We start from the raw sequence: 14,610 nt of genomic DNA on the forward strand, positions 1-14,610 counted from the left end.
GCGCCGGGCAGGCCATCATTTGCAAGAATTCCGTCGTGGCATGGACGCGCGCGTTGATCCTCGCAGTATCGATCCTTCTCGCGACCAACGGATTGGCGGGTGCGGACCCCGACGTGCTGTGGCGCATTGTGAACGATCAGTGCGTGCCGCACGAGCAGGCGAGCGACGACCCCGCCCCGTGTGCGCTCGTGAATCAAGGTAGCGGCGTCGCTTTGCTGAAGGACATCGACGGCCCGGCGCAGTACCTCCTGATACCGACCGCGCGGATCAGCGGCATCGAAAGCCCCGAGCTGCTCGCGCCGGACGCCACCAACTACTTCGCGGAGGCATGGCAGGAGCGCTCCCTCGTCGACGACCGGCTCGGCCGCAGCGTGCCGCGCGACTGGATGAGCCTGGCCATCAACTCCGAGTTCGCGCGGTCGCAGAACCAACTCCACATCCACATCGATTGCCTCCGTGCCGATGTGCACGACGCGGTCTTGCGGCACGTCGCCGATATCGGGCCGACATGGGCGTCGTTCCCGGAGCCACTCGCGGGCGACCCCTACAGCGCGATGGCGGTCGCCGGCGACGACCTCGGCGCGGCCAACCCGTTCGATCTGTTGGCCGACGGTCTGCCGGGGGCGCGTGCGGACATGGCACGCAGGACGCTGGTGGTCGTGGGCGCGATTCTCGGTGACGGTCGGCCCGGCTTCATCGTGCTTGCCGGGCTGGTGGATCCGGCGACCGGCGACACCGGCGGCGGGGAGGCGGTACAGGACCACCAGGTGTGTGCGGCCCCGGTCGTGGGGAAGTAGGTCAGGACGCGGCGGTCGGCCGACTGCGCTTGGGCCGCGTGCCGACGGGTTGCAGTGCTTCCATGACTTGGGCCAGTCGCGGGTAGACGACGGCGGGGCCCAACCACCGGGAGATGAAGCGGCGCAACGCGTATCCGTCACGGGCGGGCTGGCCCGGGTCGACGAGCATCGAGTGAAACGTGCGCAAACCGAGTTCGGCCAACTCGTCGAGCGACTCCTCGTCGAAACCGTGGCTCTCCCAGTCGACATCGCAGCGGTGAAGCATCGAGCGACTGAACGCCTTGGCGGTGTCGGAGGTCAGCGACACCATCGAGCTGCCCTTGGATCCGTGCCGTAGCACGTTGGCGAACTGAGGGTCGTCGGCGAGTGTCTCCACGGCGAACGCGATCCCCTCGACCATGGCCGCGGCGGGTTCGGTCAACCCGCTGGTGTGCTCGGCGAGCTGGTCGAGAAAGCCGTCGGCAGAGCGCATTCCGCTCGCCATCAACAGCTCTTCGGAACTCGGGAAGTATCGATACACCGTCTGACGGGTGACGCCCAGCGTGCGCGCGACGTCGGCGATGCGCACCGCAGATCCTCGTTCGGCGATGATGTCATCGGCCACGTCGAGGATCCGGTCGATCGCCTCCTCGTCCGTCGCCGGGGGATTGCCCGACCAACCGCGGCTAGGCACAGGAGAACTCGATCGGCAGCGTCCGCGGCCCGCTCAACTCCATCATCGGCTTCCACGGCGCCGGTCCGCTGCGCACTGGATCCTTGATCCGCCGGGTGACGATCTTCAGGGCTTCGGCGAGCTCCAGCCGGGCCAGGTTCGCGCCGAGGCAATAGTGGATGCCGCCACCGAAGGTCAGCACCGACGGCGCGTCGGACCGGGTGATGTCAAAGCGGTCGGGGTCGTCGTAGAGCGCTGGATCCCGGTTGGCGGCCAACGTATTGACGATCACCATGGTCCCGGCGGGGAAGAGATGGCCCGCGAACTCTGTGTCGTCGGCGACGGTGCGCAGCGTGCCGGATCCGACGGGCGAATGGCGGATCGTCTCTTCCACCGCGCTGGCCGCCAGTTCGGGGTGCTCGGCCAACAGCGCCCACTGGTCCGGATGGTCGACGAGGACATCGATGGATCCGGCCAGCTGGTTGCGGGTGGTGTCGGTGCCGGCCAGCAGAAGCCCCCCGGCCAGCATGCGCAGTTCGGCGGCGTTGAGGCGATCTCCTTCGTCTTCAGCGCGGATCAAGTCGGAGAGCAGATCGTCGGTCGGGCTGTGACGCCGACGTGCGACCATCTCGTCGACGTAGTCGTCGAGCTCGCCCCACGCGTGCATGACGAACGCTTGGTCGACTCCGTCGGGGTTGAAGGTGAAGGCGGTGAAGATCTCGTCGGCCCACCGCGAGAACTTCTCCCAATCCTCGCGGGGCGCGCCGAGCAGTGCGCAGATGATCGGCACGGGATACGGCCGGGCGATATCGGTGACGATGTCACAATGTCCTTGGGCGGCAACATCATCGATCAGTGTGTTGATCACTTCGACGATGGTGTCGTGCATACGCGCGCTGGCCCGGGGTGTGAAGGCCTTGGACACCAGGCTGCGCAACCGGCGGTGCGGTTCGCCGTCGAGGCCGAGCAGGCTGTTGACGATCTTGTCCCACAGGGGTCCCGACGTGATGCCCTGCACCATCAGGTTCATTCCGGGCGGGATCACGAAGCGCGGGTCGCGGAGCATCGTCCGCGCCAGCTCGTGGGAGATGATCTCGGGCCCGAACGGTCCGATGGCGATCGGGGCCTGCGCCTGTGCCTCGCGAATCCGCGGATAGACCTCGGCGGGCGTGTCTGTGACGCCGTAGTCCAGCGGCGGCAGGCCGGCGTCGAAGACATTGGGGCAAAGAACGTCGACGGTCATGCGGCCACCTATCAGGGGCTGAGACGACAGAATGCACAGAATGTATGACTGAATCAGGCCCAAGTCAACGAATTCAGGCCGCTTCGCGTCGCCTGGTCATACAAAATTTCGGAAACGTATCGTTCGTTGCCTTAACAGGGTGTCTCGATGGAGAACGGCATGTCTGTGGTGCTCCCCGGTGTGGCCGGGTCGGAGACGACGGCGGTGCCGGTGATTTTGTAGGTGTTGCCTTTGGTGACGGAGGCTTCGGCTTTGGCGACGTCACCGCCGGAGACGCCGTTGAGGCCGTCGATGTTCTCGAGGTTGACCGTCCTGACGATCGGTACTTCACCGCCGATTTGAAGGTAGGCCCGGGCACGGCCGTTCTCCGTGATCGCGTCGATCGACAGCCCAAACTGATCCTGCGTGCACTTGACCGATTTCGTGGATTGCGATTTATCCCCCACGGTGACCTTGCCGGATTGCTTGGACGCCTCCGAAGGCGCCGGTCCGGTCAGGCCGCATCCTGAAACGATAGTCGTCACGGCGAGCACCGCTGTGAGCCGAGTGTGCATGAGTTCCTCCCCTGACAACGGGGGCTACCCCGAACGCGGTTCGGGCAATCGCTCAGCAGGTGCCTGCGGGTCCAGACCATGCGGATACACGGCGGCGTCGGCGGGTAACCGACACTTCATGACGACCGAATCATCCAGCACCTTGGACGCCCTTCTCGAACTCGAGCACGCCGGTTGGAAGTCGCTGAGCAATGGCACCGGCGACGAGTTCTACGGCAATGCGATGACCGATGGCGCGCTGATGGTGCTCGCCAACGGAATGGTCATGGACCGCGATGCGGTGACGTCGGCCCTGGGCCAGTCGCCGCCGTGGACTCGGTACGAGATCGAGGACGCGAAGCTCGTCGAGATCGACTCCGACACCGCCGCGCTCGTCTATAAGGGCACGGGATACCGCGAAGGTGCCGACGAACCCTTTGTCGGTGCGATGTCGTCGGTGTACACGCGCGGCGCGGGGGGCTGGAAGCTGGCCCTGTATCAACAGACCGCGATCACCGACTGAGCACGCCCGCGTGGACCGTGGACCTGTAGTCCGCGGATCTTCCGGCCAGCGTTTACGCTGGCGCCATGGCCGACAATGACCACGACTTCGCCGCCTCGCGCCGTGAGATCGCTGACGCCCTGATCGCCGCTCTTGACCGCCGCCACGACGTACTCGACGTGATTGTCGACGCCGAGCACCGAGGCGCGGCGGTCGACGCGGTGGGCGCGCTCCTCGGGACCACGCGCGTAGGAGCCGAAGCGGTGGTGGGGATGCCGTTGTATCAACTCACCAAGGACGCGCGCCGCCGCATTGCGGCGGAACTCGACGACCTGAACAGCCGGTTGACCTTCACGCTGATCGAACGGCCCGAGAGCTCGGGAGAGCATCTGGAGCTGCGGGAGTTCTCCGGCGAGGCCGACCGAGACCTCTTCGGAGCCCGGACGGCCGACATCGGTACACACGGTGACGGCTCCAGCGGGCCGGCAGACAGTCTCGACGACGAGATCGGTTCAGCCGTCGGACGGATCAACGCCGAGGATGCGGTGTGGTTGGTCGCCGAAATTGGAACCCAAACTGTCGGAATGGTTTTCGGGGAACTGGCCGGCGGTGAAGTGAATGTCCGGATCTGGATCCATCCCGACCACAGACAGCACGGTTACGGCACCGCGGCCCTGCGCAAGGCGCGTTCCGAGATGGCGCGCTATTTCCCAGCCGTGCCGGTGGTGGTCCGCGCTCCCGGGGCTACCAGCGCGGGCTGAAGGTATTCAGCCTCAGCTCGCCAACGACTATTGCGGTTGCCAAGCTACGAGCGACAAAGTCGGCGAACTCGCGATGCGCGGTAGTAGATGAGCGACGTTGTCGCTACGAGCCTGGCACACAAGATCTCGCTTACCGGGGACACGCTCGGGGGGCGCCTCGATACTTCCCACGCTGCCCCACGCCGGACTCGGCACTTCTATATCGTGTCCTGAAGCGGAGTTCTGTCGGGAGGCCGATGTGGAGGGCACGCCGTTCGGTCGCTACCGCCTCGTCGAACTGCTGGGGCAGGGCGGCATGGGCGAGGTGTGGCGCGCGCTGGATACCGAGACCAACAACCGAACTGTCGCCATCAAACTGCTCGCGCCCCAATTGGCCGCGGACGACGTCTTCGTGCAGCGCTTTCGTCGGGAGGCTGATGCGGCCGCGCGGCTGAGTAATCCGCACATCATTCCGATCCACAACTACGGCGAGATCGACGGCAGGCTCTATGTCGACATGAGGCTCATCGAGGGCCGCGATCTACAAGAGGTGCTTGCCGCCGGGCCGCTGCCGCCGGCTCGATCGGTCGAAATCGTCGGACAGATCGCCAAGGCGTTGCAGGCCGCGCACCGGGTCGGGCTGGTGCACCGCGACGTCAAACCGTCCAACATCTTGGTTGACCAGGACGACTACGCCTACCTGATCGACTTCGGCATCGCCACGGACGTTTCGCGGGCGAAGCTGACCAAAACCGGAATGCTCGTAGGGACCTTGGCCTACATGGCTCCCGAACGGTTCACCACCGGCAGTGCTGACGCCGGCGCCGACGTCTACTCCCTGGCGTGTGTGCTGCACGAATGCCTCACCGGCATGCAGCCCTACCCCGGCGACAGCGCCGAACAACAGATCTCCGGACATCTCACACAAGACCCACCGAAACCCTCCCGGCTGAACGGGACGATCCCCGAGGCGTTCGACGCGGTTATTGCCCGAGGCATGGCCAAGGATCCAGCGGCGCGCTTCTCCTCAACGGGCGAACTCGCCACGGCCGCAAGTGCTGTGGCGGCATCGCGCCCGATGCCGCCCAGCCTTAACCCGGCCCCCCGACCATTGCCAGGGGCTCATCAGGTGACGACTCCATGGCGGAATCCGGCCTCACCCGTTGACCCGGCATATGTCGGACCTGCTCGCCCAGAACCGGTCCGACAGCAGGGGCGCGGGCGTCTGATCCTCGCCGCAGCTGCGGTAGCGACATTTGGTGCCACCGCTTTGATCGGCGCCATTCTGATCGCTCGCAATAACGACACGGACCAAAGCCTGCCCGCGCCTGTGCCTTCGACCAACGCTGAAACGACGTCGAAACCATCTGGAACGACCGCAACGCCACCGCAGCTGCCGAGCCTGCCCGGCACCGACGCGCAGGGCTTCGTCGATTACGCGGGGGCCCGATGCGGCTCTGGAAGCACGGCGACGGTCATGGGGCGCACCACCCAATCTGTCTTTGTGGTCTGTGAAATCGGTCCTGCGAACTATTACTACCGCGGTGTCCGCTTGAGCGACGGCGCTGCTATCGAGCTGGCGAACGCCGTGCGGTCTTCGGGTGGGTTCGACGTCACCAATCCGACCGACGGAACCTGGTACCAGGTGACACCCGACAAATTGTCGATCACGACGCCAGATGGTCAGGTGTTCACCGAGCCGATGATTCAATTCGCGGCAGCCAGATGAGCGCGGTGGGTTACCCGACGTCCCCTTACCAGCGCGGGCTGACGAACTCGTAGCCGGGATCGATGGACGTCATATAGCCGGTGTCGTCGCGGTCGCGGATTCCGCATTTGACGTACTGCTCGTGCAACGCGGCCAGTGAGTCGTCGTCGATCTCGATGCCCAGGCCCGGCGTCGTCGGCACGGTGACGGCGCCGCCCTTGAAGTTGAGGGCGCCCGGCTTCACGATCTCCTCGGTCTTCCACGGCCAATGCGTGTCGCAGGCGTAGGTGAGGTTCGGGGTGGCGCCTGCGAGATGCACCATCGCGGCCAGGCTGATCCCCAGATGCGAGTTGGAGTGCATGGACAGCCCGAGGTCGAACGTGTCGCAGATCCCCGCGAGCAGTCGCGAACGTTGCAATCCGCCCCAGTAGTGATGGTCGGAAAGGACCACGCGCACCGAGCGTTTGGCGACGGCGGACTTGAGCTGATCGAACGCGACGACGCACATGTTGGTCGCCAGCGGCATCGGTGCCTGGTGCGCGACCTCGGCCATCCCATCGAGGCCCGGAGTCGGGTCTTCGAGGTATTCGAGGATGTCCTGCAGGCCGGCGGCCACCTTGAGCGACGTCTCCGGTGTCCACGCGGCGTTGGGATCGAGTCGCAGCGGATGGTTGGGGAACGCCCGGTGCAGCGCCTCGATCGCCGCCATCTCCTCCTCGGGAGCGAAGACGCCGCCCTTGAGTTTGATTGCGGTGAAGCCGTATTCATCAATGATGCGCTTGGCCTGCTTGACGAGGCCGTCGGGGCCCAGCGCCTCGCCGAACGCGTCGGCATCCTGGCCGGGATGCCCGGCCCACTTGTAGAACAGGTAGGCGCTGAACGGCACGGTGTCGCGGACCTTGCCGCCGAGCAGGTCGGAGACCGGGCGTCCGGTGGCGTGGCCCTGGATGTCGAGGCACGCGACCTCGAACGGTGAGAAGACCTGGTCGACGGCGCTGGCGGTGGTGATCATGCCTGCGGTGCCGATGGCCCGGGTGTCGCCGCGCAGCCTATCGGCGATCGCGGCGCGGATCGTGTTGAGCGAGAACACGTCCAGCCCGGTGATCGCATCGGCGGCGGTTTCGAGCCGGATCAGGTGCGTCGAGTCGGCGTACGTCTCGCCGAGGCCGACCAGTCCGGCGTTGGTGTCGAGCTGGATGATGGCGCGCAGCGCAAAAGGCTGGTGCACACCGACGGTGTTGAGCAGTGGCGGGTCGACGAACGCGACCGGGGTGATGCGGGCGCCGGTGATGCGAATCCGGCTCGGCGCCATGGCTAGCGGGCCTGGGCGAGCGCGTCGGACAGGACGGCGCGTCCGGCAGCGATGATCGACTGCAGCTCGGTGAGGTCGGCTGAGGTCGGCATGATCAGCGGCGGGCGGACCGGCCCCGCAGGAATGCCCTCCATCGCAACGCCGGCCTTCACCAGCGAGACGGCGTAGCCGGGCACGGTGTCGCGCAGGCGCACGAGTGGGTGGAAGAAGGCCGCCGAAAGTGCGTTCACCAGTTCGTCGTTGCCAGACTCGAGTGCGTTGTAGAAGGCGAGCGCGAGGTCGGGGGCGAAGGCGAAGGTGGCCGACGAGTACAGCGGTACGCCGATGGCGCGGTAGGCCTGCTGCGTGGTCTCGGCGGTGGGCAGGCCGTTGAAGAACAGGAAGTCCTTGCCGACGGCGTTGGTGACGGCGCGGACGATGCGGGCGACCTGGTCGAGATCGCCTGTGCCATCCTTGAATCCGATGACGTTGGGGATCTTGGCGACCTCGATGGCCGAGGCTTCGTTGTAGCGCGCGTTGTTGCGGTTGTAGACGATCACCGGCAGGTCGGTGGCCGTGGCCACCTCGCGGGTGTAGGCGATCAGTCCGGCGGCGGGCACCTCGACGAGGTACGGGGGAAGCAGGAGCAAGCCGTCGGCGCCGTTGGCCTTGGCGGACTGCGCGAAGAGCTTGGCCTGGGCGACGGAGCCGCCGGCCCCGGCGTAGACGGGAACGCGCCCGGCGACGGTTTCGGCCGCGACGCGGACGACGTCGCCGAACTCCTGCGGCTCGAGGGCATGGAATTCGCCTGTGCCGCAGGCGATGAAGACACCACCGGGTCCGGCGTCGACGCCCTTGGCGATGTGCTGAGCCAGCAGCTCGAGGTCGACCGTACCGGTCTCGGTGAAGGGTGTGACGGGGAAGAACAGAACGCCGTCGAAATTGGGGTGCATCGCGGAGGGGCTCCTTGGTGAGTGGTGGTGGGTCAGTCGGCAGTGAGCTGGCCGTCGATGCGGCGCCACAGGTGGTCGGGGTTGCCGTCGGCGATCGCGCTGGGAAGCAACGACTTCGGCACGTCCTGGTAGGCGACGGGCCGCAGGAAGCGGTCGATGGCGAGCGATCCGACCGAAGTGCTGCGCGAGTCGGAGGTGGCGGGGTAGGGGCCGCCGTGGACCATGGCGTGGCCGACCTCGACGCCGGTGGGCCAGCCGTCGAACAGGATGCGGCCGGCCTTGAGTTCGAGGATCGGCAGCAGGTTGGCGGCGTCGCCGTAATCGGACTCGTCGGCGTGGACCGTCGCGGTGAGCTGGCCTTCGATGTTCTCGGCGACGGTCTGCATCTCGGCGGCGTCCTTGCAGCGGACGATGAGACTGGACGATCCGAACACCTCGGCCTGCAGGCCCTCGGACTTGAAGAGGCTGGACGCGTCGGTCGCGAACAGGGCGGCGCGGCAAGAGGATTGGTTGTCACTGGCCTCGCCGCGGCCGAGGAGATCGGCTTCCTTGCTCAGCGCGGTGACGCCGTCGGCGTAGCTGTCGGCGATGTTCGGCGTGAGCATCGGAGTGGCCGGCGACTGGCTGAGCGCGTCACGGGCGGAGGCGATGAAGTCGTCGAGGCCGGGGCTGTCGACGGCGATGACGAGGCCGGGGTTGGTGCAGAACTGGCCCGAGCCCATCGTGAGTGAGCCGACAAACGCCTTGCCGAGATCGGCGCCGCGGGTGGTGAGGGCGCCGTCGAGGAGGAAGACCGGGTTGATGGAGCTCATCTCGGCGTAGACCGGGATGGGTTCGGGGCGGGCTGCGGCAGCCTTGACGAGAGCTGTTCCGCCGGAACGGGATCCGGTGAAACCGACAGCCTTGATGCGCGGATCGGTGACGAGGGCGATGCCGAGGTCGGGGCCGGATCCGAAGAGCAGGGAGAAGGTGCCCTTCGGCAGACCGGATTCGGCGACGGCCTCGGTGATGGCGCGGCCGACGAGTTCGGAGGTGCCGGGGTGGGCGTCGTGGCCTTTGACGATGACGGGGCAACCCGCGGCGAGCGCAGAGGCCGTGTCACCCCCGGCGACCGAGAAGGCCAGCGGGAAGTTGGACGCGCCGAAGACGGCGACGGGGCCGAGGGGGACTGTGCGCTGGCGGATGTCGGGCCGGGGCGCGGGCTGGCGGTCGGGCTGGGCGGGATCGATGCGGGCGCCGTTCCAGGAGCCTTCGCGAAGGACGGAGGCGAAGAGGCGGAGCTGGCCGGTGGTGCGACCGACCTCGCCGGTGATGCGGGCGGTGGGCAGACCGGACTCGGCGGTGGCGCGGGCGATGATCGCCTCTTTGACCGCCTCGATGCGGTCGGCGATGGCTTCGAGGAATTGGGCACGTTCCTCGGAGGTGGTGGCGCGGTAGACGGGGAAGGCTTGTGCGGCGGCGGAACAGGCGGCGTCGACGTTAGAAGAGTCGCCGTACTGATAGGCGGGCTCGAGGGTCTCTCCGGCCGCCGGATCGAAGGCGTTGATGGGCTTGCCGGATCCGCGGACGGGTTCGCCGGCGATGAGCATCTGTCCGGTGAGGCCGGTGGTCTCGGGAATGGTGGCAGTCATGACTTCCTAGGCCGTCGAGGGTCTCTGGTCTGCCACTTACGTTAGGAGCCCGATCGATGCCTGTCCAAGACTGTTTTAGGCATGACTAATGCAGGATATGGATTAATGAAGCGCTGAGGAGTGGACGCTAGACCGCAGCGCGAGCGGCCTGGTGGCAGCGCGCTGAGCGTGTGAGCTGCTCGAGTCCCGAGGTCAGTTCGTCGACGAGCGGAAGCTCGCCGTCCGGATCGCAGATCGAGAGAAGGCGTCGTACCGGGTGGCTGCCGACGATGATCCAATCGACGTCGCTGCGCGCGCAATGCACGCTGATGTAATACAGCGCGGTGAAGGTCTGAGTGCCGGCGAAGTCAACGGCGCGCAAATCGAGCACGAGTTGGCGCGAGATTCCAGTGTGCTGTTCGACGAATCGGCCGAGTTCACGTCCATTGCGGGCATCAAGTTCGCCCACGACCGCGACGGCGATTCGCGACGACGACAGCCGTCGCACGGCGAACGTCGCTCTGCCGCACTGCCGGTGCTCGTCCACTGACGCAGGATCTCTACGACCGATACGTACGGGCAGAACCGCGGTCATCGCACAACTCCAAAGATGTCGTATATATAGGTGTCGCCGGAGTGCGTGCCTGGTGAGGTCCAGGGACGCCGCGTCGCCTTCGAGGCGCTGCTGGCGGGCTGGGAGCTCAACCAGGCTTAAGGATAGTACGGATTCCGCAGCATGTCTGCAGCTTTGGGAAACTCCCAGAAATGCCCTCTTGCACCGGTTTTGGTCAGCACAGCTAACGTCGATGTGACGTGCGCGTCAGTTAGCGCACCTACACTCAACGGAATTCGTTGCGGTTGATGCGAGCTCCGTCAGCCAATCCCCTGCTCCCCTTGGGTTGGGTCATGACGTGGCCGTTTGCTGAAACTTCGAGGTGTGCGCGCATCGCGAAGCGGCTGGCTGTGCGTAGGGGAGCTCACCGCTGGGTAAGTAGGTGTTCCTGTCTGCAGCGAGGTGAGGACGATATGAGCGAGACCGATCAGCGCGACCTCGGCGACACCGAGAGCCCACTCGAGGACGAACTTGAAGACGCGTTCCAGCGGATGATCGGCGAAGGCACGCAACGCCTGCATCGCCCGTGGCGCGAAATTCTCACCACCGGCTTTTTCGGCGGCACCGAGGTGTCGATGGGAGTGCTTGCCTACCTGTCCGTCCTCAATGTCACGCACAACCCATTGCTCGCCGGTCTGGCGTTCTCCATCGGCTTCCTCGCGTTGCTGCTCGGTCGCAGCGAACTCTTCACCGAAGGCTTCCTGGTGCCCGTCACGACCGTGGTGGCCAAACGAGCGAGCATCGGTCAGCTGTTGAAGCTGTGGAGCGGGACGCTGGCGGCGAACCTGGTGGGCGGCTGGCTCATCATGTGGCTCGTCATGACGGCGTTCCCGAAGTTGCGTGAGCAGACGATCGAATCGGCCCGGCATTTCGTCGAGGCTCCGCTGTCGCCGGAGACCGTGGCGCTGGGAGTGCTCGGCGGGATGGCCATCACCCTGATGACCCGTATGCAGCACGGCACCGACTCGGTGCCCGGGAAGATCGCGGCGGCGGTCGCGGGGGCGTTCCTCCTCGCCGGCCTGCAGATGTTTCACTCGATTCTCGACTCGCTGTTGATCTTCGGAGCCTTGCAGTCCGGTGACGCACCGTTCGGGTACCTCGACTGGCTGGCGTGGTTCGGCTATACCGTTGCCGCGAATATTGTGGGCGGCCTTGTTCTGGTGACCCTGCTGCGCCTCATCCGGTCGAAGGATCGGCTGAAGGAGGAACGCGGTGACGCGGAATCGTGAAGTCACAGGCTGATTGGCGGGCGTCGAACCGGGTAGTGCTCAGCTATGGACGCCACACCGGAGTACAGCGAGGACACTTTCGACGTCCTGGTCGTCGGTGGCGGCAACGCGGGACTGAGCGTGGCGGCTCGTCTGCTGCGGCGCGGGGTAGTCAGTGTCGGAGTCGTGGAACCGCTTGCGGTGCACACGTATCGGCCGCTGTTGTCGTATGTCGGAGGTGGTCAGGCGTCACGGAGCAGCGCAGAGCGCACCCAGGCGTCAGTGACTCCGGATGGGTGTACGTGGCTGCAGGACTCTGCCGTCGGCGCGGCTGCCGAGACGCAGACGGTGCGGTGCAGGAGCGGTCGCGTCTATAGGTACACCGATCTGGTCCTCGCGCCGGGACTCGTGCCCGACGAGGATGAGTTGGCCGACGTGTTCACCGTGCTCGACACCGATGCAGTGGCGAGCAACTACCTCGACCACGCCGAGAAGACATGGCAGCTCGTGGAGTTGATGGCGGCGGGGCATGCGGTGTTCACGGTGCCGCGGCCGCCGGTGAGTTGCACGGGTACCACGCTCAAGCCGCTGTTCCTCGCGGCGGCGTACTGGCGGCGCATGGGGCGACTCGATGACATCGAGATCACGCTGATCGTCGATCGGCCGGACCTGCTGGGCGTCGCGGAGATCGACGACCGGCTGCGACGGTATCTCGACGAGATCGGCGTGCGGGTGCTGAACAACGCCACCGTGACCGCAGTGCATCCCGCGGAGCGGAAGCTGGCGGTCCGTGTAGCGGGCGGCGTCGAGGAGAAGCTGCCATATGACCTGTTGCATCTTGTCCCGCCGTTTCGCGGGCCGCGATGGATCGAGGCGTCGGGTTTGGCCGACGGTGACGCGCACGGAGTCGTCGACGTCGACTCGAAGACGTTCAGGCACCGGGTCCACGGCAATGTGTGGGCGTTGGGCGACGCGGCGAACATCGGCACGGACCCGTCGGGCGGAGCGATTCGACGTCAATCGGCGATCCTGGTCGACAACCTGCTGGCGGCGCGCAGCGGTGGGCGGCTCCAGGAGTACGACGGGTACACGGTGGCGCCCATTGCGACCGACGCGCACCGGCTGATGTTCGGCGAGTTCGACCGGACGGGATCGCTGAGTAGTTCGTTGCCGTCGTTTCTCGATCCGCTGAAGCCGCGCCGGACGGCCTGGGCGTTCGACCGCTACGGATTGCCGCAGATGTACTGGAATTTCATCCTCAAAGGGCGACTCTGACGACGGTTTGCCGCCTGCTGAGGGCTCAGCGCGACCGCTTACCCTTCGAACTCCGCAACACCAGGTCGACGGCCGCGTCGATGACGTCGTCGTCGGGCACCGAACCGAACATCATCGTCGGACACGCGACCACACCCGCGAGCATGGAGATCGCCGCTTCCAAATCCGAGCCGCTGAAGATCTCGGCGAGCATGCCCCGGATCGGCTTCTGACCGTCGGTGTTGATCTGGTCGCGGACGCGCGCCATCTCGTCGACCGACGCCCATTGCGCCATGACCGCGAGGATCTGATCCAGTCGGTAATCGAGTACCACCCCGCGGAAAACGCGTAGCTCGCCGACGAGGTCAGCGCGCAGGTCACCCGTCGGCTCCTGATGGGGCATGTCGCCGATCGCGTCGAGCGCCAGCAGGATGAGATCGACCCGCGACGGCCAGTGCGTGTACAGGGTCGTCTTCGAGTAGCCGGCGCGCTCGGCGACGTGACCGTGCGTCAAGGCATCCGCGCCCTCGTCCGTCAGCACTTTCAGCGCGACGCGTGAGATGTCGGCCCTGGTGCGGGATACCCGCGCGTCCTGCGCGGCGTCGCCTGAGGCGACGCGCTCGGCAGGAGTCACGATGATGCCCTTTCACGAGTTGGCCCTTGACACTGGCCTAGAAGTTATCTAATGGACGGAGTGTCCAATATTGGAAGAATTAATCAAAACTGGACGTTTAGGCCAATAGTGGACCGGGGATTCAGCGCCTTGAGGCGCGGGTCTGGAGCACATGGCTCGTGCCGTTGGAAGTCAATCGCGCTGAGTCAAACGAAAGGCCGTTCCCATGTCCGCAATCCTGTTCGGATCCATCAGCACGCTCGCCGACACCTCTGAGCTGCAACGCCGCGCCTTCAACGAGGCGTTCGCCGCGCACGGCCTCGACTGGGAGTGGTCGCGCGACGACTACCGGGAGATGCTCCGGTCCAACGGCGGCGCGCAACGCATCGCCGACCACGCCGCCTCATGTGGTGATGACGTCGACGCCGCGGAGGTCCACGCCGTCAAGTCGTCGATCTTCCAGGAGCTGCTCGGCACGCAGCAGGTGACGGCGCGCCCAGGTGTCACCGAGACGATCAAGCGGGCCCGAGAGCGCGGGCACAAGATCGGCCTCGTCACGACCACCTCGAGCGAGAACATCGCCGCGTTACTCAACGCCTTGCAGGGTGAGATCGACACCAGCGACTTCGACATCGTCGTCGACAAGTCGGCCGTCGAGGAGCCCAAGCCCTCGCCCTCGGCGTATCTCTTCGCGCTGAGCGAGCTCGGGGTCGACGCGGCGGACGCAGTCGCCATCGAGGACAACGAAGGTGGACTCAAGGCCGCGGTGGCGGCCGGCATCGCCTGTGTCGCGTTCCCGAACCAGAACACCGCGGGCGGCGACTTCAGCGACGCCACCGAGACGGTCGACGCCATCGACCTCGACCGCCTGTCCGAGCTGGTCACCGCCTGAC

Annotated in this window: 15 protein-coding genes; 7 read left to right on the plus strand and 8 right to left on the minus strand. The window is 66.1% G+C overall.

The annotated features are described in order from the left end of the window. The first annotated feature begins 35 nt into the window (after positions 1-35). Positions 36-797 carry a CDP-diacylglycerol diphosphatase gene (locus AB4Z42_RS02240; RefSeq protein WP_442007481.1) on the plus strand — a complete coding sequence of 254 codons (762 nt, stop codon included), beginning with the start codon at positions 36-38 and terminating at the stop codon, positions 795-797. A gap of 1 nt (position 798) precedes the next feature. Here the strand turns inward: AB4Z42_RS02240 and AB4Z42_RS02245 are convergent, their stop codons facing one another. The 3 genes from AB4Z42_RS02245 to AB4Z42_RS02255 form a co-directional block, all read right to left on the minus strand. Then, on the minus strand, positions 799-1,470 hold the full coding sequence (locus tag AB4Z42_RS02245; RefSeq protein WP_442007482.1) for a TetR/AcrR family transcriptional regulator: 672 nt from the start codon (positions 1,468-1,470) through the stop codon (positions 799-801). After that, positions 1,463-2,692 (minus strand): cytochrome P450, encoded by a 1,230-nt coding sequence (locus tag AB4Z42_RS02250; protein WP_442007483.1) that lies wholly within the window; start codon positions 2,690-2,692, stop codon positions 1,463-1,465. Before AB4Z42_RS02250 ends, AB4Z42_RS02245 begins: the two co-directional genes overlap by 8 nt. Positions 2,693-2,823: 131 nt before the next feature. Next, the gene (locus tag AB4Z42_RS02255) at positions 2,824-3,225 is read right to left on the minus strand and encodes a lipoprotein LpqH (protein WP_442007484.1); all 402 of its coding nucleotides are present in this window, start codon (positions 3,223-3,225) and stop codon (positions 2,824-2,826) included. Between the two features lie 139 nt (positions 3,226-3,364). On the opposite strand from AB4Z42_RS02255, the gene AB4Z42_RS02260 reads away from it, so the two are divergent. From AB4Z42_RS02260 to AB4Z42_RS02270, 3 genes are all read left to right on the plus strand, one after another. After that, positions 3,365-3,748, plus strand: a complete 384-nt coding sequence (locus tag AB4Z42_RS02260) for a nuclear transport factor 2 family protein (RefSeq protein ID WP_442007485.1) — start codon at positions 3,365-3,367, stop codon at positions 3,746-3,748. Positions 3,749-3,813: 65 nt separating this feature from the next. Then, positions 3,814-4,488: a GNAT family N-acetyltransferase gene (locus tag AB4Z42_RS02265; protein ID WP_442007486.1), complete on the plus strand. Its 675-nt coding sequence runs from the start codon at positions 3,814-3,816 to the stop codon at positions 4,486-4,488. 238 nt (positions 4,489-4,726) lie between these two features. After that, the gene (locus tag AB4Z42_RS02270) at positions 4,727-6,196 is read left to right on the plus strand and encodes a serine/threonine-protein kinase (RefSeq protein ID WP_442007487.1); all 1,470 of its coding nucleotides are present in this window, start codon (positions 4,727-4,729) and stop codon (positions 6,194-6,196) included. A gap of 25 nt (positions 6,197-6,221) precedes the next feature. Here AB4Z42_RS02270 and AB4Z42_RS02275 read toward each other — a convergent pair whose 3' ends face one another. From AB4Z42_RS02275 to AB4Z42_RS02290, 4 genes are all read right to left on the minus strand, one after another. Next, positions 6,222-7,487 (minus strand): glucarate dehydratase family protein, encoded by a 1,266-nt coding sequence (locus AB4Z42_RS02275; RefSeq protein WP_442007488.1) that lies wholly within the window; start codon positions 7,485-7,487, stop codon positions 6,222-6,224. Positions 7,488-7,489: 2 nt separating this feature from the next. Then, positions 7,490-8,419 carry a 5-dehydro-4-deoxyglucarate dehydratase gene (locus tag AB4Z42_RS02280; protein WP_442007489.1) on the minus strand — a complete coding sequence of 310 codons (930 nt, stop codon included), beginning with the start codon at positions 8,417-8,419 and terminating at the stop codon, positions 7,490-7,492. A gap of 32 nt (positions 8,420-8,451) precedes the next feature. Continuing rightward, a complete protein-coding gene (locus AB4Z42_RS02285; RefSeq protein ID WP_442007490.1) occupies positions 8,452-10,050 on the minus strand; it encodes an aldehyde dehydrogenase (NADP(+)) in 1,599 nt (532 codons plus the stop codon). A gap of 127 nt (positions 10,051-10,177) precedes the next feature. Beyond that, positions 10,178-10,624, minus strand: a complete 447-nt coding sequence (locus tag AB4Z42_RS02290) for an STAS domain-containing protein (protein ID WP_442007491.1) — start codon at positions 10,622-10,624, stop codon at positions 10,178-10,180. 431 nt (positions 10,625-11,055) lie between these two features. Between AB4Z42_RS02290 and AB4Z42_RS02295 the strand changes: the two genes are divergently transcribed. Continuing rightward, positions 11,056-11,871, plus strand: coding sequence for a formate/nitrite transporter family protein (locus AB4Z42_RS02295; RefSeq protein ID WP_442007492.1), 816 nt, complete (start codon positions 11,056-11,058; stop codon positions 11,869-11,871). 45 nt (positions 11,872-11,916) lie between these two features. Beyond that, complete coding sequence (locus tag AB4Z42_RS02300) at positions 11,917-13,125, plus strand: NAD(P)/FAD-dependent oxidoreductase (protein ID WP_442007493.1); 1,209 nt, start codon at positions 11,917-11,919, stop codon at positions 13,123-13,125. A gap of 25 nt (positions 13,126-13,150) precedes the next feature. Here AB4Z42_RS02300 and AB4Z42_RS02305 read toward each other — a convergent pair whose 3' ends face one another. Further along, complete coding sequence (locus tag AB4Z42_RS02305; protein ID WP_442007494.1) at positions 13,151-13,738, minus strand: TetR/AcrR family transcriptional regulator; 588 nt, start codon at positions 13,736-13,738, stop codon at positions 13,151-13,153. A 205-nt stretch (positions 13,739-13,943) separates the two neighbouring features. On the opposite strand from AB4Z42_RS02305, the gene AB4Z42_RS02310 reads away from it, so the two are divergent. Beyond that, positions 13,944-14,609: an HAD-IA family hydrolase gene (locus AB4Z42_RS02310; RefSeq protein WP_442007495.1), complete on the plus strand. Its 666-nt coding sequence runs from the start codon at positions 13,944-13,946 to the stop codon at positions 14,607-14,609. Position 14,610: the final 1 nt, after the last annotated feature.

Source organism: Mycobacterium sp. 2YAF39 (assembly GCF_052114565.1).
Classification (GTDB): domain Bacteria; phylum Actinomycetota; class Actinomycetes; order Mycobacteriales; family Mycobacteriaceae; genus Mycobacterium.